21 protein-coding genes are annotated in these 22,570 nt (G+C 69.9%); 13 read left to right on the top strand and 8 right to left on the bottom strand.

What is annotated here, in order from left to right:
• Positions 1-83: 83 nt before the first annotated feature.
• A complete protein-coding gene (locus D8896_RS01965) occupies positions 84-2,222 on the top strand; it encodes a beta-glucosidase (protein ID WP_121820385.1) in 2,139 nt (712 codons plus the stop codon).
• Positions 2,223-2,250: 28 nt separating this feature from the next.
• Here the strand turns inward: D8896_RS01965 and D8896_RS01960 are convergent, their stop codons facing one another.
• Both D8896_RS01960 and D8896_RS01955 read right to left on the bottom strand, forming a co-directional pair.
• A complete protein-coding gene (locus tag D8896_RS01960) occupies positions 2,251-2,967 on the bottom strand; it encodes an Nmad3 family putative nucleotide modification protein (protein ID WP_121820384.1) in 717 nt (238 codons plus the stop codon).
• 76 nt (positions 2,968-3,043) lie between these two features.
• On the bottom strand, positions 3,044-3,364 hold the full coding sequence (locus D8896_RS01955; RefSeq protein ID WP_121820383.1) for a DUF7577 domain-containing protein: 321 nt from the start codon (positions 3,362-3,364) through the stop codon (positions 3,044-3,046).
• 80 nt (positions 3,365-3,444) lie between these two features.
• Between D8896_RS01955 and D8896_RS01950 the strand changes: the two genes are divergently transcribed.
• Positions 3,445-4,761 carry an aryl-sulfate sulfotransferase gene (locus D8896_RS01950; protein WP_121820382.1) on the top strand — a complete coding sequence of 439 codons (1,317 nt, stop codon included), beginning with the start codon at positions 3,445-3,447 and terminating at the stop codon, positions 4,759-4,761.
• On the opposite strand, the gene D8896_RS01945 is transcribed toward D8896_RS01950, so the two are convergent.
• Complete coding sequence (locus D8896_RS01945; protein ID WP_121820381.1) at positions 4,752-5,657, bottom strand: acyltransferase; 906 nt, start codon at positions 5,655-5,657, stop codon at positions 4,752-4,754. The genes D8896_RS01950 and D8896_RS01945 overlap by 10 nt on opposite strands.
• Positions 5,658-5,783: 126 nt before the next feature.
• On the opposite strand from D8896_RS01945, the gene D8896_RS01940 reads away from it, so the two are divergent.
• From D8896_RS01940 to D8896_RS01930, 3 genes are all read left to right on the top strand, one after another.
• Positions 5,784-6,842, top strand: coding sequence for an aldo/keto reductase (locus D8896_RS01940; protein WP_121820380.1), 1,059 nt, complete (start codon positions 5,784-5,786; stop codon positions 6,840-6,842).
• A gap of 266 nt (positions 6,843-7,108) precedes the next feature.
• A complete protein-coding gene (locus D8896_RS19710; protein ID WP_205596747.1) occupies positions 7,109-7,633 on the top strand; it encodes an HVO_2922 family protein in 525 nt (174 codons plus the stop codon).
• Between the two features lie 124 nt (positions 7,634-7,757).
• Positions 7,758-8,822 (top strand): PAS domain-containing sensor histidine kinase, encoded by a 1,065-nt coding sequence (locus tag D8896_RS01930; RefSeq protein WP_121820379.1) that lies wholly within the window; start codon positions 7,758-7,760, stop codon positions 8,820-8,822.
• 6 nt (positions 8,823-8,828) lie between these two features.
• Here D8896_RS01930 and D8896_RS01925 read toward each other — a convergent pair whose 3' ends face one another.
• Positions 8,829-10,583, bottom strand: a complete 1,755-nt coding sequence (locus tag D8896_RS01925) for a heme-binding protein (RefSeq protein ID WP_121820378.1) — start codon at positions 10,581-10,583, stop codon at positions 8,829-8,831.
• Positions 10,584-10,700: 117 nt separating this feature from the next.
• On the opposite strand from D8896_RS01925, the gene D8896_RS19705 reads away from it, so the two are divergent.
• Positions 10,701-11,168: a hypothetical protein gene (locus tag D8896_RS19705; RefSeq protein ID WP_205596746.1), complete on the top strand. Its 468-nt coding sequence runs from the start codon at positions 10,701-10,703 to the stop codon at positions 11,166-11,168.
• 63 nt (positions 11,169-11,231) lie between these two features.
• On the top strand, positions 11,232-11,750 hold the full coding sequence (locus D8896_RS01915; protein WP_121820377.1) for a PadR family transcriptional regulator: 519 nt from the start codon (positions 11,232-11,234) through the stop codon (positions 11,748-11,750).
• Positions 11,751-11,771: 21 nt separating this feature from the next.
• Here the strand turns inward: D8896_RS01915 and D8896_RS01910 are convergent, their stop codons facing one another.
• The 3 genes from D8896_RS01910 to pyrH form a co-directional block, all read right to left on the bottom strand.
• Complete coding sequence (locus D8896_RS01910) at positions 11,772-13,559, bottom strand: site-2 protease family protein (RefSeq protein WP_121820376.1); 1,788 nt, start codon at positions 13,557-13,559, stop codon at positions 11,772-11,774.
• 84 nt (positions 13,560-13,643) lie between these two features.
• A complete protein-coding gene (lysS, locus tag D8896_RS01905; RefSeq protein WP_121820375.1) occupies positions 13,644-15,338 on the bottom strand; it encodes a lysine--tRNA ligase in 1,695 nt (564 codons plus the stop codon).
• Positions 15,335-16,054 (bottom strand): UMP kinase, encoded by a 720-nt coding sequence (gene pyrH, locus D8896_RS01900; RefSeq protein ID WP_121820374.1) that lies wholly within the window; start codon positions 16,052-16,054, stop codon positions 15,335-15,337. The genes lysS and pyrH overlap by 4 nt, the downstream gene beginning before the upstream one ends.
• A 156-nt stretch (positions 16,055-16,210) precedes the next feature.
• Here pyrH and D8896_RS19100 point away from each other — a divergent pair, with 156 nt between their 5' ends.
• The 4 genes from D8896_RS19100 to D8896_RS01880 all read left to right on the top strand — a co-directional run bounded on the left by D8896_RS19100 (position 16,211) and on the right by D8896_RS01880 (position 20,025).
• Complete coding sequence (locus D8896_RS19100) at positions 16,211-17,467, top strand: hypothetical protein (RefSeq protein ID WP_162991392.1); 1,257 nt, start codon at positions 16,211-16,213, stop codon at positions 17,465-17,467.
• A 40-nt stretch (positions 17,468-17,507) separates the two neighbouring features.
• A complete protein-coding gene (locus D8896_RS01890) occupies positions 17,508-18,335 on the top strand; it encodes a molybdopterin synthase (RefSeq protein WP_121820373.1) in 828 nt (275 codons plus the stop codon).
• 238 nt (positions 18,336-18,573) lie between these two features.
• Positions 18,574-18,828, top strand: a complete 255-nt coding sequence (locus D8896_RS01885) for a DUF7123 family protein (protein WP_121820372.1) — start codon at positions 18,574-18,576, stop codon at positions 18,826-18,828.
• A 93-nt stretch (positions 18,829-18,921) separates the two neighbouring features.
• Positions 18,922-20,025, top strand: coding sequence for a site-2 protease family protein (locus D8896_RS01880; protein WP_121820371.1), 1,104 nt, complete (start codon positions 18,922-18,924; stop codon positions 20,023-20,025).
• Between the two features lie 26 nt (positions 20,026-20,051).
• On the opposite strand, the gene thiL is transcribed toward D8896_RS01880, so the two are convergent.
• Positions 20,052-20,927 carry a thiamine-phosphate kinase gene (gene thiL / locus D8896_RS01875; protein WP_121820370.1) on the bottom strand — a complete coding sequence of 292 codons (876 nt, stop codon included), beginning with the start codon at positions 20,925-20,927 and terminating at the stop codon, positions 20,052-20,054.
• A 97-nt stretch (positions 20,928-21,024) separates the two neighbouring features.
• Between thiL and D8896_RS01870 the strand changes: the two genes are divergently transcribed.
• Both D8896_RS01870 and D8896_RS01865 read left to right on the top strand, forming a co-directional pair.
• Complete coding sequence (locus tag D8896_RS01870) at positions 21,025-22,053, top strand: lysylphosphatidylglycerol synthase transmembrane domain-containing protein (protein ID WP_121820369.1); 1,029 nt, start codon at positions 21,025-21,027, stop codon at positions 22,051-22,053.
• A 60-nt stretch (positions 22,054-22,113) separates the two neighbouring features.
• A complete protein-coding gene (locus D8896_RS01865; RefSeq protein ID WP_121820368.1) occupies positions 22,114-22,569 on the top strand; it encodes a 30S ribosomal protein S19e in 456 nt (151 codons plus the stop codon).
• The last annotated feature ends 1 nt before the right edge of the window (position 22,570 follow it).

The following is a 22,570-nucleotide window of genomic DNA, read 5'->3' as shown; positions in this document are numbered from 1 at the left end:
TCCCGGCAAGTCGTACGGAAACTGGACGTATTATCCCAGACCGGGCCGTACCGCCCGGACATGACCCGAACACGGAGGCGACGATGACGAGCGAGCGCGTCGAGTCGCTGGTCGCCGACCTGACGCTGGCCGAGAAGATCGACCTCGTTCACGGCGACGTGGACCCGGAAGGGCAGGCGACGGGGTACGTCCCGCCGGTCGAGCGGCTCGATGTCCCGGCGCTCCGGCTGGTCGACGGGCCGCTCGGCGTCCGCGTCGAGGCGGGCCGGGCGACCGCGTTCCCCGCCTCCATCGCGCTGGCGGCGACGTGGGGCCCGTCGCTGGCCCGGGAGCAGGGCGCGGCGATGGGCCGCGAGGCGCGGGCGTACGGCCAGGACGTGCTGCTCGGCCCGGGCGTGAACATCGCGCGTGCCCCTCAGTGCGGGCGGAACTTCGAGTACTACGGCGAGGACCCACAGCTCGCGGCCCGTCTGGCGGTCGGGACGGTCGAGGGCGTGCAGTCCGAGGGCGTGGCCGCGACGGTCAAGCATTACGCCGCCAACAACCAGGAGACGAACCGCTACGCGGTCGACGCCGAGGTGAGCGAGCGCGCGCTGCGGGAGATATATCTCCCCGCCTTCCGCGCGGCCGTCGAGGAGGGCGACGCCGGCGCGGTGATGACCGCGTACAACCGGATCAACGGGACGTACGCGAGCGAGCACCCGCACCTGCTCGGCGACGTGTTGCGCGGGGAGTTCGGCTTCGACGGGATCGTCATGTCCGACTGGTACGGCACCGAGAGCACGGTCCCGGCGGCAGAAGCGGGGCTCGACCTGGAGATGCCCGGCGTGACGTTCGCCGAGATGGTGCCCGACGGGGCGCTGCCGGAGGGGCTCGACCCGGACGAGATGGAGTTCCCGGACACCGTCGCGGACATGCAGGACACGAAGTTCTTCGCCGACCCGCTCCGCGAGGCCGTCGAGTCCGGCGCGGTCGACGAGTCCGTCGTCGACGCGAAGGTCCGCCGGATCCTCGGGACGATGGAGCGGTTCGGCGTGTTCGACCGTGACGGCGGGAGCGACGCGGAGACCGACGACGGGCTCGACGCGCCCGAGCACCGCGATCTGGCCCGCCGGATCGCTGTCGAGGGGACCGTGCTCCTGCGGAACGACGGCGCGCTCCCGCTGGCCGACGACGCCGAACTGGCCGTCGTCGGGCCGAACGCCGACGAGGCGAAACTGGGCGGGGGCGGCTCCTCCGAGGTGACGCCGTTCGTGCAGACCAGCCCGGTCGAGGGGCTGCGCGAGCGCGCCGCCGACTGCGCGTTCGAACGCGGGGTCGACCGGATCCCCGAGTCGTCGCTGTTCGACGACATCCCCGGGTTCGGCGAGGAGGAGGGGGCAGACGACGAAGACGACGACGCCCCGCCGGCCGACTTCGACGCGGCCGTCGCGGCGGCCGCGGACGCCGACTGCGCGGTCGTCGTCGTGCAGGACGACACGACGGAGGGGAAGGACCGCGAGGACCTGCGCCTCCCCGGCCGGCAGGACGAACTCGTCGCCGCCGTCGCCGAGGCCGCCGAGCGGACCGTCGTCGTCGTGCGGAGCGGCGGGCCGGTCGAACTGCCGTGGCTGGACCGCGTCGACGCCGTCGTCGGGGCGTGGTACGCGGGGCAGGCCGAGGGCGAGGCGCTCGCGGCCGTGCTGTACGGCGACGCCGACCCCGGCGGCCGCCTCCCGGTCACGTTCGCACCCGAGGAGCAGTACCCCACGGCCGAACCGGGCGCGTTCCCGGGCGACGACGCCGTGGAGTACGCCGAGGGCGTGTTCGTCGGCTACCGCTACCTCGACCGCGAGGGGACCGAGCCGACGTTCCCGTTCGGCCACGGCGAGTCGTACGCGGCGTTCGAGTACGGCGCGCCGACCGTCGAACGGAACGGCGACGAGGTGACGCTCCGGGTCCCCGTCGAGAACGTCGCCGAGCGCGCGGGAACGGAGGTCGTACAGGCGTACGTCGGCGAGGACGACCCGGCCGTCTCCCGCCCGGAGCGCGAACTCGCGGGGTTCGAGAAGGTCCGGCTGGATCCGGGCGAGCGTACGACGGTGGCGGTCGACCTCCATCCCGACGCCTTCGCCTACTACGAGGAGGGGTCCGGCTGGACGACGCCGGCGGGACCGTACACGGTCGCAGCGGGGCGCTCCTCCCGGGACATCCGCGGGACGGCGTCGGTGACGCTGGACTGACCGGGCGGACGCCCGGACCGACGCCGCGTCAGTCGGCGAAACAGCGGTCGACCGTCCCGGAGTCGACCACGTCGAGCAGTTCCGCGGTCGCCGTCGCGTCGAACCGGAGCGGTCGCCGCCACCACGGTCCCTTGCCGGAGTCCGCGGAGAGGTCGGTGACGAGCCGGTTCGGGTCGGCACCCGCGGTTCGGCTCGACAGCGGTACCGCGCGGTCGAGCAGGCGCGATTCGTCGGGGTCGCCCGACAGGAGCACCGCGGCGTCGACCGTCTCGCGCTTGACGTGGGCGTTGTTGGCGAATCGTGGGCGCTCGTCGCTTCCGAGCGCCGCGTAGTCGGTGACGGGGTCGCGGTCGAGGCGGAATGCGCCGATCAGGTACGCGCCCCACTCCGGAGCCATCCAGTCGGCAGGGTCGCCGGCGGTCGACAGCGTCGCGTAGAACAGCGCGTAGTCGCCGGCGGAGAGGTCGGAGAGCGGGCCGGCCTTGACGGCGTGCTCGTCGCCGTACGTGTACGCCTCGCACTCGGGGTACTCGGCGAACTCGGGGTCGAGGTGGACCGCGGTATCGCGCACGTCGGCGGGCACGTCGGTCGACAGGTTCAGGTCGGCGTACGTCGGCAGCGGTTCGGCGGCCGGTTCGCGTTCCGGGATCGGGATGTACTCGAAGGAGCCGTCCGGGAATACCGGCCCGCGGAACCCCGGGAGCGTCGTGTTCGCGCCGACGTTGATCGCGACCGCGTTTGGCATGGCGTCGGATAGGTACGCGTCGGTGAAAAGCGACCCGCGACCGCGGCGGGGCGACCCCGTTCGGCGGCGGGATCGGCTACGGCGTCATGCCGAGGCGCTGCACGCAGCGGTGGCAGTACGTGTACGTCTGGTCCGGGTCGTTTCGCGCGCCGCAGTGGGGACAGCGGCGACCCGACTCGCCGTCCGCCGCCGTCGCCCGGTGTGGGTCCCGCCCCTCCCGCGCGGCCTCCCCCCGGTCGGGACCGACCGGCGACCCCGGCGAGTAGTCGCCGCCGTTCTCGTCGGCGAACGGGTCCCGCGTCGACCCCTCGTCGTCCCCCCGGAGGTAGTAGTACAGGACCAGGTAGACGACCACGGATGCCCCCGCGTACGCCAGCGCCCACCCTGGTACGTTCACGTGTGGTACTATGTGACGTGGCTACTTGTGTGTTGCCGCGGGACCGTCAGAGTTAGGCCCCCGCCGCGACACTCGCGGGTATGGATCGACGGACGCGCGTGCTTGCGCTCTCCGCCGCCGTGCTGGTCCTCACGGCGCTGTTCGGCCTGCAGGTCGCGCTCGCTGACCGCGGCGGTCCCGGGGGTGCGGCCGTATCGAACCCCGACGAACTGTACCCGGGGAACACGCTGATCAGCGTCCAGAGCTACGGCGACGACTTCGACGGGAAGGCGATGGAGGTGACGCCGGCGGGCGAACGGCTGTGGGTGTACGACCCCCCGAACTCGCGGGTGTTCGACTCCGAACTGCTCGACAACGGCAACCTGCTCGTCGCGGTCGCGACGAAGGTGCCCGGCGAGGACTGCCCGTCCGAACACCGCCGGATCCGGCCCGAGCAGTGCGTCCACAACCGCGTGCTGGAGATCGACGGCGACACGCTCACCGACGACGAGAAGGAGGTCGTCTGGCGACACACCTGGTACGACGAGTTCGTCAGCCACCACGAGGTCCACGACGTGGACCGGCTGGCAAACGGCGAGACGGCGGTCATCGACATGGGCGAGAACCGCGCGTTCACCGTCGCCGAAAACGGGTCGATCACCTGGGAGTGGGACGCGAACGAACATCTCGGAGCTGGCTCCGAGTTCCGGGAGGAGTACGGCGGACCCGAAAAGCAGGGTCCCGAGTCCGACTGGACCCACATGAACGACATCGACCGGCTGGACAACGGCAACTTCCAGCTCTCGATCCGCAACTTCGACGTGATCATCGAGGTCGACCCCGGGACGAACGACATCGTCGACGTGGTCGGCGAACCCGGCGACCACGGGACGATGTACGAACAGCACAACCCCCACCGGCTGGATGAGTGGGGAACCGTGCTTATCGCCGACAGCGAGAACGACCGCGTCGTCGAGTACGACGTCGAGAACGAAACGAAGGTGTGGGAGTACGGCGGGAGCGACCTGCTCCTGTGGCCCCGGGACGCCGACCGGCTCCCGAACGGCAACACGCTGATCGTCGACACGTTCAACAACCGCGTGATCGAGGTGAACGACCATGGCGAGGTGGTCTGGGAGTACGGTCGGCTGGCGATGCCGTACTCGGCGGACCGGCTCTCGGTGCCCGAGGAGGACGGCGAGACGGTGCCCGGAACCCGGCTGAACGACCGGACCGAGGACCGGTCGGCGGTGCTGGAGACGGCCGCACAGATGGAAGCGTGGGCGCGGTTCGTCCTCCCGAACTGGATCGCGTTGCCGCACCTGGTGACGCTTGGAGCCGGCGCGCTCGCGTCGCTCGCCATCGTCCTCGACTTCGCGGTGCTCGGCGTCCGGCGGGGGTGGCGGCGCTACCGCTGACCCGGCGGCGACAGGTTCCGGTCGAACTCGTCGAACACGTCGATCCCGTCGTCCAGGTCGTACTCGATGCGGCGCTCCTCCTGGCGGTTCTCGTTCGCTCCCTCCAGCGGAACCGCTTCGTCCTCCCAGCCCGGCTTGACCTTGATGCTCTTTGCCGGCATCCCGACGGCGATGTGGTGGGCCGGCACGTCGGACTGGACGACGCCGCGCGCGCCGACGACGGCGTTCCGGCCGACCCTGTTGCCGGCCCGCACCATCGCGTCGTAGGTGACGCGGGCGTCGTCCTCGATGACCGTGTGGTAGTTGCGCACTTCGGTCTGGTCGACCACGTCGTGGTCGTGGCTGTACACGTGGACGCCGTCGCTGATCGAGACGCGGTCGCCGACCGTGAGTTTCCCGCGGTCGTCCAGATGCACGTCGTCGTGGACGACCACGTTGTCGCCGACCGTGATGTTGTGGCCGTAGGTGAACGTGATCCCCTTGAAGAAGCGGCAGTTCTCCCCACAGTCGTCGAACAGGTGGTCGGCGAGCATCCGGCGGAAGCGCAGCGCGAACTCGACGTTGTCCGCCATCGGCGTCGCGTCGAACTGCCGCCAGAGCCACTGGAGGTGTTTCGAGCGCTCGAAGCGCTCCTCGTCCTTCTCGGCGTAGTACTCCGACTCCAGCGTCGCGTTGCACGGATCGTACCCCTGCAGGCGGACGCGCTCGGCGTTGGACACGTCCTTGCCGGACTGCCAGCGCTCGTACGCCTCGCGGTCCCCGTAGAGGTCGACCAGCACGTCCTGCACGACGGTGCAGGTGTCCTCGTCGCCGGACAGCCGCTCGTCGACCTCCTCGATGAACGCCGTGACCCCCTCGTCCGCCTCCGCCGGGAGCGAGACGTGTCGCTTCGTCATTGACCAGCACGTTGGCGGGCCGCGTTGAAATGGATTCGGTTGTGTGTGGTCGGCACCAGAGGGCGGCGGGGCACGGCCCACACGGGATCCGCACCCGCTAAGTGGCCACGCTCCAAACGACCGAATATGAACTACCGAACGCTGGGCGATTCGGGCGTCGAGGTCAGCGAAGTCGGGTTCGGCGCGTGGGTCGTCGGCACGGACTGGTGGGGCGACCGCAGCGAGGAGCAGGCCGTCGAGATGATTCACCACGCGCTCGATGCGGGCGTCACGTTCTTCGACACCGGCGACGTGTACGGCCACGGCGACAGCGAGGAGCTGGTCGGCCAGGCGCTCCGTGACCGCCGCGGCGAGGTGACGCTCGGCACCAAGGTCGGCTACGACTTCTACAACAACCCGCAGGCCGGCCACGGCGAACTGCCGAAACGGATGGACGGCGAGTGGATCCGCACCGCCGTCGACCGCAGCCTCGACCGCCTCGGGATGGAGCGTCTCGACCTGCTGATGCTCCACAACGCCAACGTCGACGAGGTCGACCACGACGTGCTGGAGACGCTGGACGAACTCCGGGAGGAGGACGTTGTCGACGCGGTCGGCTGGGCGCTCGGCCCCTCCATCGGCTGGCTCGCCGAGGGCGACCGCGCGGTCGAGGAGGAGTTCGACGCCGTGCAGGTCGTGTTCAACGTGCTCGAACAGGCTCCCGGCCAGCACTTCCTCGACACCATCCGCGAACTGGACGCCGACACGAGCCTGCTCCCCCGCGTCCCCCACTCCTCGGGCCTGCTGAACGAGCAGGTCACCCCGGAGACGGAGCTGGGCGAGGGCGACCACCGCGCCTACCGCCCCGACGAGTGGTACGAGACGGGCTGGGAGAAGGTCGACGCGCTGCGCTTCCTCGAACGCGACGGCGAGCGCACGATGGGCCAGGCCGCCATCCAGTGGCTGCTCGGTCACGACGAGGTCGCCAGCGTGACGCCGACGTTCCGCACGACCGACGACATCGACGAGTGGGCCGCCGCCCCGGACACGCCGGCGATGAGCGACGAGGAGATGGCCCGCGTCGCCGACCTCCACGAGGACAACTTCGGAGTCGACCGCGACGACGGGATGGACGCCCTCCGGTCGTCGGTCGGCGGCGAGGACATCGAGGCGGCAGACGTGGAGAAGGTGAGCGCCGGCGACTGAACGGGTGAGGGTTTCATCCCGAACCTGCGGTCGCGGCGCTCGTGAGTGCAGGAGATTAATCGGTTGAGCGTCCCGTCGCGAGACCGTGATCTCCTGTACTTTTGCATCGGGGACTGAACGGACGAACGTCCCGGATCGCACACCGGATCCCGAACCCCACCGTTTCCGATCGAAACCGCACGACTGCGAATCGGTTCCCCTCCGGATTTTCACTTTCACTTCACGCCGGGCGAACGGTTAACCCCGTCGTCGACCCAGTAGTACGCATGGGTGAGAACACGGTCAGCGTCTCGGCGACGCTTGAGGTCGAAGTCGACGAGAACGAACTCGAACTGGCCTCGGCGGGGGACGGGACGGTGACGACGGACCTCTCGGCCCCGGGCGTCGACGGCGTGTTGCGGGTCGACGCGGAAACGGTCGCGGCCGCGGTCGAGGACGCCGTCGGGAGCGACGAGCGTGAATCGCCGCCGGACGTCGACCGGGCGGTCGAGGGGGTCGACCTCGCCGAGCGCGCCGAGGGGACGGCCGACGCACAGACCGACCGCGAGCCGGCGGATGCGCTTCCGGCGGACCCGTTCGCCGACGAACAGCCGACCGTCGAGGAGTCGAAGGCGCGGTTCGAACTGTACCGCGACCGGGCGGGGGACTGGCGCTGGCGGCTCCGCCACGACAACGGCAACGTCATCGCCGACGGCGGGCAGGGCTACTCCTCGAGGCGGAACGCCGAGCAGGGGCTCCGGAGCGTGCAGGCAAACGCACCCGGCGGCGAGGTGGAACTGGTCCCGGAGTGATAGTGTTTATTCTCGCCAATTACCGGTGCTCGCCTGTACAGTGACGGCGAGCACCGGTAAACAGTGAGAATAAACACTATGAGGGCCATCGGGTTTTTGTAGCGATGGTCATACTGTCTAGAAAATGGACGGACTGGCCCCCGTCGAGGCGAAACAGCTGCTCGACCAACTCGGACAGAGTAGCCCCGACTGCATCTACCTGACCGGCCCGGACTGGTCTGAGACGCTGTACGTCAGCGACGCCTTCGAGGACATCTGGGGACTGTCGCGAGAGCGCGTGTACGACGATCCGACGAACTTCCTCGACGGCGTCCACCCGGACGACCGCGAGCGCGTCCGGGAGGCGATGATGGAGATGGCTAACGAGGAATCCACGGAACTGGAGTACCGCGTCAACCCCGACGAGGAGTACGGTCGGTGGGTGTGGGCCTACGGCGAGCCGATCTACGAGGACGGCGAGATGGTCAGCACCGGCGGGTTCGTCCGCGACATCACCGAGCAGCGGCGGCGGCGCGAGGAGCGGGAGCGAAAGCGGGAGAAGCTGGAGATGCTGAACCAGGTGGTCCGCCACGACCTCCGCAACGAGATGCAGATCGTTCGCGGGCGGGCCGAGATGCTGGCGGACCACGTCGACGACGAGGGTGCGGACCATCTCGACGACATCCTGCTGTCGGTGACGGAGGCGATCGAACTCACGACGACCGCTCGGGACCTCACCAACACGATGCTCGAGGACGGTCCCGAGCGCCGGCCGGTGTCGGTGACCGACGTGGTCGGGTCGGCGGTCGAGACGGTCCGTGCGAAACACGACCGCGTCGCGATCACCGCCTACGGTCTCGGACAGAACGTACGGGTCAGCGCGGACGACATGCTCGAATCCGTCTTCCACAACCTCCTGCAGAACGCGGTCGTCCACAACGACACCGACCTCCCCGAGATCGCGGTCGCGGTCGCGGTCCGCGACGGCGTCGCCCTCGTGACGGTCGCGGACAACGGCCCGTCGGTGCCCGACGACCGGAAGGAGGTGATCTTCGGGCGCGGCGAGAAGGGGCTGGAGAGCCCGGGGACGGGGCTCGGTCTCTATCTCGCACGGACGCTGGTCGAGGGGTACGGCGGCGAGATATGGGTCGAGGACAACGGGAATCAGGGGAGCGTGTTCAACGTCGCGCTCCCGCTGGCCGACGCCTGACCGGCGCTACGCCAGGAACACGTGGCGCGGTCGGTCGGCGAGCACGTCGCGGCCCCACTCGACGGTGTCGCCGAAGGCGTCGCTCCGGAAGAAGGCCATCGCGTCCTCCTTCGAGTCCCAGCGGGAGGCGATGAACATGTCGTTTTCGTCCTCGCGGTTCTCGTAGAGGTTCGTCTCGCGGTGGCCATCCATGTCGGCCAGCAGCTCGCCGACCGTCTCGAACTGGTCGCCGAACTCCTCGCGGTAGTCTGGCTTGACGGTGTAGAACATCCCCATCGTGCCGAAGGCGGTATCGTCGTCGTCCGCCCTGTCGCCGGCCTGCCGGACGATCCCGGGCAGGTCGGCGAGGAAGTCGCTGGCGGTGTCGGCGGCGCTCTCGGTTTCCCACAGGGAGACGACCGCCGGATCAGCGCCTTCGGCCTTGTAGACGGCGGTTTTGATGTGGGTGTCGTAGCGGTCGAACCCGTCCGAGAGGTCGTCGACCTCCGTCTGGAGTTCCTCCGGGTCGGCCTCGGAGTACAGCGTCAGCGCGTACACGTCCTCGCCGTGGGGCTTGCCCGCGTAGATGTCCAGATCCGCGAGCTCCTCGCGGATGCTCTCGGCGTCGCCCTCGTCGTCCTCGTCGTCAGTCGCGTCGGCACCGCCGTCGCCCGCGAGCGGGCCGGCAGTCGTGTCGGTCACGCCCGGCAGTTCCTCGAGGAAGCCCTGCGCCGTGTCGGCGGCGCTCTCGGTCTCCCACAGCGAGACGACCGCCGTCCCGTCGTCGTCCGCGTGGACCTCGGTCAGAATGTGCGTGTCGTAGTGTTCGAAGTTGCCCCGGAGGCCGTCGACCTCCTCGCGGACCGCCTCGGCGTCGGCGTCCGAGCGCAGGACCAGGCCGTGTGCGCCGTCGGGCGCGTCGGCGTCGACGCCGAGCGCGTCGAGTGCCGCGGTGACGGCCGAGTCGCCAGCGGCGTCGGCGTCGTCGCCCTCGTCGGTCGGCACCTGCTCGCCGGCCAGCAGCGCGTCGAGGTCGCCGGGCGGGAACCGGCGGCCGACGTAGAACTGGCCGAACTCGGCGAACTTCGACGAGGAGGGGTCGAACCGCATCTCGTACAGCAGGTCCTTCACGTCGGTCAGGTCGTCGCCGAACAGCGTGACCCCCCACTCCCAGTCGTCCAGGCCGACGCTGCCGGAGATGATCTGGGACACCTTGCCGGCGTACTCCCGGCCGATGTCGCCGTGGCGCTCCATGTGCTCGGCACGCTCGTCGAAGGGCAGGTCGTACCAGTTGTACTCGGGGTCCCGGCGCTTGCTCATCGGGTAGAAGCTGACGTAGCCAGCGTCGGGGAGGTCGGGGTGGAGCCGCGCCTGGATGTACTGGGCGAGGCCGGAGTCCTCGTCGACTTCGCCGTCGAAGTAGTCGCGGGCGCGCTCGGTGTAGCCCGATGCCTCCGTGACGGAGACGTAGGAGCTGGCGCGCTCGGTGAACTCGGCGAGGGCAGTGCCCTCGAAGCGCCGTTCGAGGGCGTTCAGGTCGTCCAGCGTCGGGCGCAGGTGGACGAGCATGAGGTCGGCCTTGTGCCCGACGACGCTGAAGACGGCGGAGTCGCCGTCGTCCCCGTCGACGCCCGTGACGCCCTCCAGATACTCGACGCCCTCGTCGACTGCGCGCTCCTGCTTCCGGGCGGACGCCTCGCGCCAGGCGTCCCAGTCGATCGTCCGGAGGTCGTGGAGCACGTACCAGCCCTCTTCGGTCGGCGGCGGGTCGCGTCGGTCCATACCGGCGGTTCGGACGCGTGGAGTAAGGACCTTACCGTTCGTTCGCGCCGCCAGAGTCGGCCACGCACCGCGGTCCAGTGACAAAGCTGATACTCCGGCGGACTGAACGGTCGGGCGATGCCCTCCACGCCGCCGTTCATCGAGCCGGAGACGGGCGAACTGGACTTCGACCGCATCATGTACGAGGCGATACCGATCGCCAAGCTCGTCGTACTCGTCGTCGGCGTCGCCGTCCTCCCGTTTTCCCTTGCCACACTGGCCGGCCCGACCGCGCTCGGCGGGCTGTTCGCGCTGGCGACCCAGTTCGTCCTCGCGGTCGGAAGCGGCGTCGTCCTCCTGTACGTCGTCCGCCGGGCGCTTCAGCTGGACGGTCGGGACCGCGCTCCGGCGTCCGGGACGACGCCTCGCTCGGACGGTCCGGCAGGCGGGACGGCGACCGACGACGAGGGGACGGCGGCCGGCGAGACCGCCGACGCTGCCGGAATGGCCGACGAAACCGATGCTGACAGGACTGACGCCGACGAGCCCGACACGGAGAGGGCGGACGACGCGACCGGCACCGACCAGGGGGACCGCGGCGGCTGATCCGCGGCCCGCGGCCGGGAGTGACCGAAACCCTTTCACCCGCACCACGGGAAAGAGCCGCCAATGCGGAAGAGCGGTCCGCCGAAAGGCCTGATCTCGTACGTCGTGCTCGAACTGCTGGCGGAGAAACCGCGGTACGGATACGAGATTCTAAAGGAGATAGAGGAGATAAGCGGCGGCCACTGGGAGCCGTCGTACGGCTCCGTCTACCCCATTCTCTACAAGTTCGAAGAGAAGGGCTGGGCCGAGCGCATCGAGCGAGAGGACGAACCCGACCGCAAGTACTTCGAACTCACCGACGACGGCCGCGAGGAACTGACCGAGAAGCGCGAGGAGAGCGCCGACAAGGCAAAGGAGTTCGCCGACGTGATCCTCGGGTTCTACCACGTGTACGTCGGCTTCGCCACCGACGACCGGTTCGACGTGCCGCCCGTCGAGAACGCCTGGCGGTTCGACGAGGAGTTCAGCGCCTGGATCGTCGAGCAGATGATCCGCCATCACGAACACTACTTCGACGAGTTCGACCGGATCGAGGAGACGCCCGAGGCGTTCAACGAGCGCCACGGGATCGACCCCGACTGACGGCGGTCGGCCGCCGTCGCCCTACCCGGCCACGAGCTGCGGCCCGAACACCAGCAGCAGGAACGCGACGAACATCGTCATCCCCACCGTGGTCGTCACCGTCCGGGTGAGTTCGTGGGACGACTCCAGGGGGAGTCTGGAGACGACCGCCTCCGTGCTCGTCCGGAGGATCCGCCCGCCGTCCAGCGGGAACGCCGGGATACAGTTGAAGAAGCCGAGCTGGACGTTGATCCAGCCGGTCCAGAACAGCACGTTCGCGAGCGCGAACACGCCGCCGCCGAGGAAGGCGAGCGGCCCCTCGACGACGTAGAAGTTCGTCACCGGGTTCGTAAAGCCCGCGAAGGGGAACGCGAAGCCGGCGAGCGACCCCAGCGGCATGAACAGGGTGAAGACGACCTTGCCGAAGAAGGAGGCGACCGGGCCGGAGAGCAGCGGGATCGCATCACCGCCGTCGCCGCCGAGCAGGCCGAGGAACTGGCCGGCCGGATACTCCCGGATGCCGAAGTCGCTGACCGTGAGCCCGGTCGTTCCGGTTGCCAGCCGCGTGATGCCGATAAAGCCCGTGTCGTCACGGGGATGCTCCGCCAGCGTGACGTTGTACGTCACGCGCTCGCCGCCCCGGTAGGCGACCATCCTGACCTCGTCGCCGGGCGACGTGTCGTCCAGCCAGTCGGTCAGGTCCGAGAGCGAGGTGATCCGGTCGTCGTTCAGCCGGACGATGACGAGTTCGTCGCCGGCGCTGGCCTCGGTGCCGGCGAGCGGCCCGTCCCCGGCGACCTGTGCGTACGCGCCGACGGGGAACGTGACGTTCCGGACCGTGTCGTTCTCCGCGACTGTGGCGCGGACGACCGCCCGTTCGGCGACCGCATCGTCGAAGGCACGCTCCGTGTACACCGGCGTCCCGTTGACGGCGCGTATCGTCGCGCCGCGGTCGATGTCCACGGGCCCGTCGGGGAGGACGCCGGTGACGAGCACCGAACGACTGACCGTCCGGCGGTCCTCGCCGTTGACCTCCACCGTCACCTCCCGCGCGCTCTCGTTGTCGAGGACGGCCGTGAGGTCGCCGTTCGACTCGATGGGCTGTCCCTCGACCGCCGTGATCCGGTCGCCGTAGCCGATGTCGGCCGCCTTCGCCGGGGACCCCTGAAGGCTCCCGCCGACCGCCGCGCCGGAGGCGACGCCGATAGAGCCCACCACCGGACCGAACAGGAGCGCGAAGGCGATCACCGTCACGGCGAAGTTGTTGGTGACGCCGGCGGCGAACATCCGCGTCCGGCCGCCGCGGTCGACCGACCGCTGGCTCTCCTCGTCGGGTTCGACGAACGCGCCGACGGGGATGATGGCGAGCAGGGCCAGTCCCATCGAGTCGATCTCGATGTCCTCAACGCGACAGAGCAGGCCGTGGCCGCCCTCGTGGACGATGAGGCCGACCGCGAGCCCGGTGACGATCTCCGGGGCGACCGCCAGCGGGAGGAAGTCGTTGACGCCGGGGATGACCAGCACGTTCCGGGGCTGGTTGGCCGCCGTCGTCTCCGTCTGCTGGAGCGCCGTGAACGCGCCAAACAGCAGGAACAGGAACGAGCCGACCATCAACACGAGGGCGATCCCGATCCCGAAGTTCGACCAGGCGCGCCAGAACCGCTTCGGGCCGGCGGCCCAGTCGAGGAAGTCACGGCCGCGCTTCGTGTGGAGGGTCATGATCGGCCCCTGCGTGCCGACGTAGTCGGGCAGCAGGCCGCGGCGTCGCAGCAGCAACACCACCAGCCAGTAGGCGACGATGCCGGCGAGCACCCACGTCAGCGTACTCATTGTGCCATCGCAGGGGCGGCCGAGTCAAATGGGTTTGGTTTCCCCGAGTCGCCGGCGGGCGTCGGTCTCACGCGCAGCAGCCGGTCAGCGCTCGCGGCGGAGCCGCTCCAGCACGAACGTCCGGTCCAGCTTCGCCAGGAACGGACCGAGCTTCGGCCCCTGGTCCTCGTCGAAGAACAGCCGGTAGCCGACGGAGAAGAAGTCGCCGACCGGAACGTCGTGACGTTTCGCCGTCTCGTAGATCTCCCCCTGGATCGCCTCGGGGTCGTCCTCGTCCTCGACGAAGTCGGCGAGGTCGTCGAGCGCCGCGGCGGTGGCGTCGTCCAGATCCACGTCGGGCATCTCGCGGCGCTTGAGTTCGTAGTTGAAGGCGTTGTCCGTACGGCGCGCCCAGTTGCGGGCGCGCTCGACGCGGGCCAGCGCGTCCTCGACGGCCCAGTCGGGCGCGTCGTCCGGGATGTGGCCCTCTCGCCGTGCGATCTCCTCGCGGAGGTCGGGGTCGTCAGTCATGCCCAGCACCGCCGCGAACGTGTACGGCAGGCGGATCCGGTCCTCGCGGACGTCGTCCGCGCGCCCGCTGGCGCGCTCCGGACTGGCGGCGGTAGCCGCCCCGTCGACCGCGATCGGGTACGCCCGCTCCGCGAACGCGCGTTCGTCCTCGTCGGCGTCGCCCTCGCCGAAGTACGCCGCCTCGACGGCGTCGAACTCGTCGACCAGCTGGTCGAGCCGCTCCACGTCGAAGTCCCGGGCAGTCGTCGGGTCCTTCGTGAAGAAGTACCGGAGAACTTCGGGTTCCAGCAGTTCCAGCACGTCCGAGACGAGGATGACGTTCCCCTCGGAGGAGGAGAACGGCTCGCCGTTGAGGGTGAACCACTCGTAGGTCATCGGGACCGGCGGCTCGAACTCGAACACCTCGCGGGCGATCTCCTCGCCGCTGGGCCAGGACCCTTCGGCGTGGTCCTTGCCGAACGGCTCGAAGTCGACGCCGAGCAGCTCCCACTGGGCGGGCCACTCGAACCGCCACGGGAGCTTCCCCTCGCGGAACGTCGCGGTGCCCTCGTGGCCACAGCCCTCGATCGTCCGGTCGCCGGCCTCCATGTCGGTGCAGACGTAGTCGACGGTTCCTGCTTCGACGTCGACCGCGGTCACCGTCTCGGTGATCTTCCCGCAGTCCGCGCAGATGGGGTTGAACGGCACGTACTCCCCGTCGACCTTGTCCTGGTACTGCGCGAGCACCTCGCGGGCGCGGTCCGCGCGGTCAAGGACGGTCCGGGTTGCGTCCGCGAACTCGCCGGACTCGTACAGGTCAGTGTTCGACACGACGTCGAGGGGGACATCCAGCAGGTCGGCGCTCTCGGCGATCAGCGACGAGAAGTGGTCGCCGTAGGAGTCACAGCAGCCGAAGGGGTCGGGGATGTCCGTGTACGGCCGCCCGAGGTTGCGCCCGAGCGCGCCGGCGTCGACCTCCCCCAGGTCGACGAGGTTCCCGTCCAGGTCGGCGAGCGTCCGGGGGAGCTTTCGGAGCGGGTCGCGGTCGTCGGCGGTGAACACCTGCCGGACCTCGTGGCCGCGGTCGCGGAGCGCCTCGGCGACGACGTAGCCCCGCATGATCTCGTTGACGTTGCCCAGATGGGGAACGCCGGACGGCGAGATACCGCCCTTGATGACGATCGGCTCGTCGGGGTCGCGAGCTTCTATCTCGTCCGCGATCGCGTCGGCCCAGAACGCGTGTCGCCCCTCGGCCCCCTGGAGCGTGTACGGGTCGCGCGCGTCACTCATCCCTCGGCCCAGTACGTCGGCTCGTCGCCCGCACCCTCGGGGACCACGTCGGTCCCCTCGTGGTCGCCGTAGCGGACCGCCGCCGCGATCCGCGACGGGTCGGTGCCGTCGAGGACGACCGTGCGGACGCCGGAGCGCTCGATGATCTTCGCGGCGAGCAGGTCGACCGGCGCGGAGCTGCCGGCGTTCATGTCCAGGTCGGCGATCACGTCGACCAGTTCGCCCGCGGACAGCTGCGCGTACTGCTGGGCGTCGTCGGTCTCGTTCGGATCGGCGCTGAACACGCCGGGGACGCTCGTCGCGTACACGAGCAGGTCGGCGTTGACGTACTCCGCCAGCGCCGCGCTGACGGCGTCGGTCGTCTGTGCCGGCGTCACGCCGCCCATCACGCAGATGTCGCCGCGGCGCATCGCCTCGCCGGCCTCCTCGTAGTCCTCGGCCGGCGCGGGCACCGCGTCGCCACCCAGCGCCGCGATGAGCAGGCGCGCGTTCAGCCGCGTCACGTCGATACCGATCTGGTCCAGCTGGATCTCGTTGGCCCCCAGATCCCGCGCTGTCCCGATGTACTCGCGGGCGACGCCGCCGCCCCCGACGACCGCGCCGACCGAACACCCCTCGTCGGCGAGCGCCTCGATGACGGCCGCGTGCTCGCTGACCCGCTCCGACCCGAGGTCGGGCGCGAGCACGCTCCCGCCGATAGAAACGACCACTTTCATGCTATCGCCGAGTAGCCCGGTCGCGCTCTTAAGGGTTGCCAACTCCGGGGCGCGGGAGCACGGCGTTCCGCCAGCCGAACGGCGCGATAAAGCTCCGGTTTCCGACTGTGGGCCCGTCATTACAATCCCGTTCGACGTGGTAGCACCGGGAACTCGATGAGTCGGATCGCCGCGGTCCTGCTGTGTGTCGCGCTCCTCGTCGGTGCGGTCGCCGGCCCGGCAGCCGCGGGCGGCGTCGGCACCGACAGCGTGTCGATCGTTCAGGAGGACGACGAGGACGATGAGGACGACGAAGACGACGAGGACGATGAGGACGACGAAGACGACGAGGACGATGAGGACGACGAAGACGACGAGGACGACGATGAGGAGGACGAAGCCGATGAAGGTGACCGAGTGACGCCGGACGAGGACGACGAGGAAGACGAAGCCGAGGCGGACGACGACGATGACGCCGGTTCGGGACCGCCGGCTGACGCCGGGCCGCCCGACGATGCAGGACCACCCGACGACGCCGGCCCGCCGGATGATTTCGGGTCGCCGGACGATGCTGGGCCACCTGACGACACCGGCCAACCGGACGACGCCGAACCGTCGGAGAACGACGATCGGACGGACGCACGCGAGCCGGCCGACGACGCCGAGGGCGACGACGGGCGGGAGAGCGACGACAGCGGTCCGGCAGCCGGGGACGATAGAGCACAGGACGGGGGCGGAAGCAACGACGGATCGGCTGGCGAGGACGACGGAAGTGCCGATGCCGGGGACGACGTCAGCACCCCGGACGAATCGGTGAACAGCCCCACGAACGCGACCGGCACGGTGGACGACGAGCCTACCGACGGTCCGGACGGCGACGAATCCGGATCCAGCGAGCGTTCGTCGATGCCGGACGGCGACGGGACCGCGGACGGCGACAGCCCAACCGAACCCGCGGACGGCGAGACCACCGATGACGGTAGTGATCCTCCTGACCGCGGTAGACTCAGCCAGTCGAACGAGACTGACGGAAACGACGGCGAGGGGTCGGACGGGACTGTCGGCGTCACGGACGTAGCGGTCAACCGGACGCCGGTCTCGGCCGGCGAGGCAGTTGCGATCCGGGCGACGGTCGTCAACGAGCGTGCGAGCGAGGAGACGGTTCGGGTCCCGCTCCGGCTGTTCGGCGAGACCGTGGCCGTGCGGAACGTGACCGTCGAACCGGGCGAGAACCGGACGGTCGCGTTCGACAGGCGGATCCTCGCGGCGGGCACGTACCAGGCGGTCGTGAACGGCGAGCGCGCGACGATCCGCGTCGAGCGCACGGAAACGACGACCGGCGACGAATCGTCCGACGGTGGGGGGCTCGACGGGTTCGGCGTCCTCGCCGCCGTCGCCGCGTTGCTGACGCTCGTCGCGGGCGCGCGCCGGTGATGCCGAAGGGTACAAGCGGGACCGGAACCGAGGAACCGGTATGAACGTAGTCGGTGTCGTCGGGCCCTCCGACAGCGGGAAGACGACGCTGGTTGAGCGGCTGGTCGCACGGCTCCGGGACGAGGGGCGAGTCGCGACGGTCAAGCACCTGACCCACGCCCCGGACGTGGACACCGAGGGGAAAGACACCGCGCGCCACCGCGCCGCCGGTGCGGCCGAGACGTACGGGATCACCGACGACGACGGGTGGTTTGCAACGGGCGACGACCGGGGACTCACGGCGACGCTGGACGACCTCGCGGCGGACCACGACTACGCGGTCGTCGAGGGGTTCAGCGATGCCGACCTGCCGCAGGTCGTGCTCGGCGGGCGCGACCACCGCGGGGCGGCCGTGGCGACCGGCGAAACGGCCGACGACGTGGACCCCGACGCCGTCGTCGCGGCGCTCGACGACGTGGAGCCGTACGAGTCGCTCGGCTCGCTCGTCGCCGAGGCGAAACGGTCACCGGACGCCGAGAAGGCCGGTGCGATAGCGACGTTCACTGGCCGCGTCCGGGCAAAAGAGCACGACGACGACGACCCGACCGAGGCGCTGGAGTTCGAGAAGTACGAGGGCGTCGCCCAGGAACGACTCGACGCACTCCGTGCGGAACTGGAGGCCCGCGACGGCGTCCACGAGGTGCTCATGCACCACCGGACGGGCACCATCGAGTACGGCGAGGACATCGTCTTCGTGGTCGTGCTCGCGGGCCACCGCGAAGAGGCGTTCGAGACGGTCGAGGACGGCATCGACCGGCTCAAGGAGGACGTGCCGATCTTCAAGAAGGAGGTGACTGTGGGGGACGAGTTCTGGGTCCACCAGCGGTGATCGACGCGTTTCGCCGGGCGGATCGGTGGCCTGATCCCAGCTGGACCCCGACGCACGAATAAGACATTAGATATGGTTGTAAAACGTCTTGGCAGTTCTGAGCCGCTCGTGAAAGGTGATACATCCGGATAAAATCCCGCGAAAACCCTGTACTGAGCTAAAAGCGTCCGAAACAGGCCAAAGCAACCTTCCTTTATAACATATTCCCGGTCCAAGCGGTGAGCGAGGCGACAACACAATGAGCGCTACCACGCAGCCCTCCGGTGAGGAGCCCTCGACAGACAGCAAGGAAGAGCGTCTCAAGCAGTTCCTCCGGTCCAAGGCGAAAGACGGGGAGCTGTACTTCAAGAGCAAGTTCATCGCGGACGAGGTCGGTCTCTCGCCCAAGGAGATCGGCGCGCTGATGGTCAAGCTGAGCGACTCGGCCGGCGGCCTCGAAGTCGAGAAGTGGTCGTACACGAGCGCGACGACCTGGCGCGTCGAACCCGCCTGATCCCCGGCGAAGAACGCCCTGATCGACCGCCCCGACAGCCCCCATCCCCACGCCGTCATTGGGCTTATCACCCTTCGAACCGTAAAAACGCCAATGGCGGAGATCGACGACCCGGACGCCGGTCCCCCCGTCGACGCGTTCGACGCGTTCTTCCGGGTCTACGAGGTTCGCACCGACGGCGAGCGGCTGGTGTACTTCGGCGATCCCCTGGTGCCGGCGGACGAGCTGATGGAACGGGTGTGGCCCCGGTTCCGCGAACGCGGGTACGAGGTACAGCTGACCCGACGGACCGGCGAGTTCGTGCTGGTCGCGGAGCCGGTAGACGTGGGCGTGGACGGGATCCCATGGACGAACGTCGTGCTGGCGGTCGCCACGGTGTTCTCGACGCTGTTTACCGGTGCGGTGTGGTGGTACGGCTTCGACCTGAGCGCCGACCCGCTGTCGCTGTTTCGCGCCTGGCCGTTCTCCGTGGCGATCATGGGCGTCCTCGGCGTCCACGAACTGGGCCACTACGTTATGAGCCGCTATCACGGCGTCAACGCGTCGCTACCGTACTTCCTGCCGGTGCCGACGCTGGTCGGGACGATGGGCGCGGTGATCCGGATGAAAGGCCAGATGCCCGACCGGAAGGCGCTGTTCGACATCGGCGTCGCCGGGCCGCTCGCCGGCCTGGTGGCGACCGTCGCCGTCACGACCGTCGGCCTGTACCTCCCGCCGGTCGACATCCCGCCGGGGGCGATCCCGTACGATCTGGGCTACCCGCCGCTGCTCGTCGCCCTCGCCGAACTGACCGGCCAGCAACTGTACTTCCCGGCCGGCCAGTCGGTCAACCCGGTCGTCGTCGGCGGCTGGGTCGGGATGTTCGTCACGTTCCTGAACCTGCTCCCGGTCGGCCAGTTGGACGGCGGCCACATCGTCCGGGCGATGGCCGGCAACCGGCAGGAGACGGTCGCCGCGCTGGTGCCGGCGGGGCTGTTCGGGCTGGCCGGCTACCTCCACTACGTCGCCGACGCGGCGAGCAACGCCACCTTCCTGTGGGCGTTCTGGGGCGTGTTCGCCGCCGTGATCGCCTTCGCCGGCCCGGCGACGCCCGTCCACGACGAGTCGCTCGACACGCCGCGGCTGGCGGTCGGCGCGCTCACCTTCGTCCTCGGCGCGCTCTGTTTCACGCCGGTCCCGATCGCGTACGCGGGCTGAGAACTACGGGTTCCCGTCCGGACAGCCTACTCGCCGTGCGTGAAACCACGATCCGGTAGCGGCTCGTCGTCGAGCGTGACCCCACTCTCGGTGACGCGGCCGATCGTGGACACCGGCGTGGGTGACTCCGTCCGGATCGCCGGAAGCGCGTCCTCGGGGACGGTGAACACCAGTTCGAAGTCCTCGCCGAAGAAAAAGCCGAGTTCCCGCCGCTCGGCCGCGTCCGCGGCCACCTCGTCGACCGCCCCGTCGACCGGCACCGCGTCCGCCTCGACCGCGAACCCGCAGTCGCTCGCCGCCGCGAGCTGGTGGAGCGACCGGGCCAGCCCGTCGCTGGAGTCCAGCATCGCGGTCGCGTGGGGGGCGACGGCCCGGCCGGCAGCCGCCCGCGGTTCGAACCGGAACAGGTCGTTCGCGCGTTCGACCTCGCCCCGGTCGAACAGCCGGAGCGCCGCGGCGCTCCGGCCGAACGTCCCGGTGACACAGACGCGCTCGCCGGGACTCGCACCGTGCCGCCGGACCGGGTCGTCGGCGTCGCCCAGCGCCGTCGTCGCGACCGTGAACTCGTCGTGTTCGTCAAGGTCGCCGCCGACGTACGCCGCGCCGACGCGCTCGCAGACGGCCGTCGCGCCGTCGACGAACGCGCGGAGTTCCTCGCGGTCGAAGCCGGGGGCGGCGTACGCGGCGACTGCCGCGACCGGGTCGGCCCCCATCGCCGCCACGTCCGACAGCGACGCGCCGACCGCCCGCCAGCCCGCGGTGTACCGGGTCGTTCCCGCCGGGAAGTCCGTCCGCTCGTGGAGCATATCCGTCGTCAGCACCTGCCCGTCGACGACGGCCGCGTCGTCGCCGGCCGCCACGACGGCGTCGCCGAGCAGCGTCAGCGCCGTCCGTTCGTCCATACGGGCGCATTCGGGCCCCGGGCGAAAAACCGTCCGGTGTCGGCAGCGTCGGCGTGCGGTCGGAGGGTTCAACTGCCCCACGCCCCCAACGGGTAGCATGAGCGACGGGAACGGGAGCACGCGGGCGAAGGTCGTCGGGTTCGTCGGCGCGCTGGGGCTGCTCGGGGTCCTGCTGTGGGTGGCCGGGTTCGAGGACGTGCTCGCGGCGCTGGGACAGGCGAGCCTGCCGGTGGTCGGCGCGATGGTCGCCGTGGCGCTGTGCTGGCTCCTCGCGTGGGGGCTCGCGCTCCGGACCGTCCTCGGCGGGCTCGACATCCAGCTGTCGGTCCCGCGGTCGTTTCTGGTGTTCGCCGGGGCGATGTTCGCGAACAACGTCACGCCGTTCGGACAGGCCGGCGGCGAGCCGGTCACCGCCCTGCTCATCTCGCGGGCGACCGACAGCGAGTACGAGACGTCGCTGGCCGCGATCGCGAGCGTCGACGCGCTGAACTTCGTCCCCTCGATCGGCTTTGCCCTCATGGGCGTCGCGTACATGGCGACGGAGGTGACGTTCGACGCGCGTCTCGGATACGCCGCGGCCTCCGTCGGGGCGCTTGCGGTGGCGCTGCCAGCGCTGGCGTACGTCGGCTGGCGACACCGCTACCGCGTCGAACAGGCCGCCGTCCGGGTCGTGACGCCCGTCATCCGGGGGATCAGCCGGGTGATCCCCCGCCGGTCGCCGCCGACCGCCGACGCGCTCGAACGCCGGATCGAGGGGTTCTTCCGGACGATAGAGCGCGTCGGGGCCGACCGCCGGACGCTGCTGGTCGCGCTCGGCTTCTCCGCGCTCGGGTGGCTGGCCCAGATGTGTTCGCTGTGGCTCTCGCTGTACGCGCTCGGCCACGCCGTCTCCTTCGGCGCGGTGATGCTCGTCATCCCGCTGGGCAGCGTCGCCGGCGTGACGCCGCTCCCCGGCGGACTGGGCGGGATCGAGGCGGTGCTTGCCGCCCTGCTCGTGCCGACGACCGGACTGGCGCTGGCGACGGTCAGCGCCGCCGTCGTCCTCCACCGCGCGGCGACGTACCTGCTCTCGACGGCGATCGGCGGCGGGGTCGCGGTCGCGTCGGGCGCGACCGGCGGGGGCTGAGGCCGCGGGGTTTCGGCCCAATACGATGCTCTTAAATGCCGCGCGGGGGAACGGAATGCTATGACAACGCTGTACGACGTGCCGGCGGACGCGCTCATCGACGCGCTCGCCGACGAACTGGAGGACCGAGTCGAGGAACCGCAGTGGGGCAAGTTCGCCAAGACCGGCGTCGACCGCGAACTGCCGCCCGAGCAGGAGGACTTCTACGCCGTGCGCGCCGCGAGCCTGCTCCGCAAGGTCGCCACGGACGGCCCGGTCGGCATCGAGCGCCTCTCGACCGAGTACGGCGGCACGAAGCGCGGTTCGAACCGCTACCGCGTCTCCCCGGCCAAGCGGACCGACGGCAGCAAGAACGTCATCCGCACCATCCTGCAGGACCTGGAGGAGGAGGACCTCGTCGAGACCGCCGACGGCGAGGGCCGCCGCATCACCGCCGAGGGCCGCAGCCTGCTCGACGAGACGGCCGGCGAGGTACTCGAGGACCTCGACCGCCCCGAACTCGAACGGTACGCGTAAG

Source organism: Halostella salina (assembly GCF_003675855.1).
In the GTDB taxonomy this organism is placed as follows: Archaea; Halobacteriota; Halobacteria; order Halobacteriales; family Natronoarchaeaceae; genus Halostella; species Halostella salina.
Note: the sequence above shows the minus strand (reverse complement) of the source record. Positions and strands in the feature narration are given on the sequence as shown.

What these genes read in the sequence shown, in the direction of transcription:
- D8896_RS01950 (WP_121820382.1), top strand. Translation starts at nt 3,445, where the DNA reads ATGGATCGACGGACGCGCGTGCTTGCGCTCTCCGCCGCCGTGCTGGTC.
- pyrH (WP_121820374.1), bottom strand. Translation starts at nt 16,054, where the DNA reads ATGAAAGTGGTCGTTTCTATCGGCGGGAGCGTGCTCGCGCCCGACCTC.
- D8896_RS01925 (WP_121820378.1), bottom strand. Translation starts at nt 10,583, where the DNA reads ATGGACCGACGCGACCCGCCGCCGACCGAAGAGGGCTGGTACGTGCTC.
- D8896_RS01880 (WP_121820371.1), top strand. Translation starts at nt 18,922, where the DNA reads ATGGCGGAGATCGACGACCCGGACGCCGGTCCCCCCGTCGACGCGTTC.
- D8896_RS01910 (WP_121820376.1), bottom strand. Translation starts at nt 13,559, where the DNA reads ATGAGTACGCTGACGTGGGTGCTCGCCGGCATCGTCGCCTACTGGCTG.
- D8896_RS01940 (WP_121820380.1), top strand. Translation starts at nt 5,784, where the DNA reads ATGAACTACCGAACGCTGGGCGATTCGGGCGTCGAGGTCAGCGAAGTC.
- D8896_RS01965 (WP_121820385.1), top strand. Translation starts at nt 84, where the DNA reads ATGACGAGCGAGCGCGTCGAGTCGCTGGTCGCCGACCTGACGCTGGCC.
- D8896_RS01865 (WP_121820368.1), top strand. Translation starts at nt 22,114, where the DNA reads ATGACAACGCTGTACGACGTGCCGGCGGACGCGCTCATCGACGCGCTC.
- D8896_RS01885 (WP_121820372.1), top strand. Translation starts at nt 18,574, where the DNA reads ATGAGCGCTACCACGCAGCCCTCCGGTGAGGAGCCCTCGACAGACAGC.
- D8896_RS01945 (WP_121820381.1), bottom strand. Translation starts at nt 5,657, where the DNA reads ATGACGAAGCGACACGTCTCGCTCCCGGCGGAGGCGGACGAGGGGGTC.
- thiL (WP_121820370.1), bottom strand. Translation starts at nt 20,927, where the DNA reads ATGGACGAACGGACGGCGCTGACGCTGCTCGGCGACGCCGTCGTGGCG.
- D8896_RS19100 (WP_162991392.1), top strand. Translation starts at nt 16,211, where the DNA reads ATGAGTCGGATCGCCGCGGTCCTGCTGTGTGTCGCGCTCCTCGTCGGT.
- lysS (WP_121820375.1), bottom strand. Translation starts at nt 15,338, where the DNA reads ATGAGTGACGCGCGCGACCCGTACACGCTCCAGGGGGCCGAGGGGCGA.
- D8896_RS19710 (WP_205596747.1), top strand. Translation starts at nt 7,109, where the DNA reads ATGGGTGAGAACACGGTCAGCGTCTCGGCGACGCTTGAGGTCGAAGTC.
- D8896_RS01930 (WP_121820379.1), top strand. Translation starts at nt 7,758, where the DNA reads ATGGACGGACTGGCCCCCGTCGAGGCGAAACAGCTGCTCGACCAACTC.
- D8896_RS01915 (WP_121820377.1), top strand. Translation starts at nt 11,232, where the DNA reads ATGCGGAAGAGCGGTCCGCCGAAAGGCCTGATCTCGTACGTCGTGCTC.
- D8896_RS01870 (WP_121820369.1), top strand. Translation starts at nt 21,025, where the DNA reads ATGAGCGACGGGAACGGGAGCACGCGGGCGAAGGTCGTCGGGTTCGTC.
- D8896_RS19705 (WP_205596746.1), top strand. Translation starts at nt 10,701, where the DNA reads ATGCCCTCCACGCCGCCGTTCATCGAGCCGGAGACGGGCGAACTGGAC.
- D8896_RS01890 (WP_121820373.1), top strand. Translation starts at nt 17,508, where the DNA reads ATGAACGTAGTCGGTGTCGTCGGGCCCTCCGACAGCGGGAAGACGACG.
- D8896_RS01960 (WP_121820384.1), bottom strand. Translation starts at nt 2,967, where the DNA reads ATGCCAAACGCGGTCGCGATCAACGTCGGCGCGAACACGACGCTCCCG.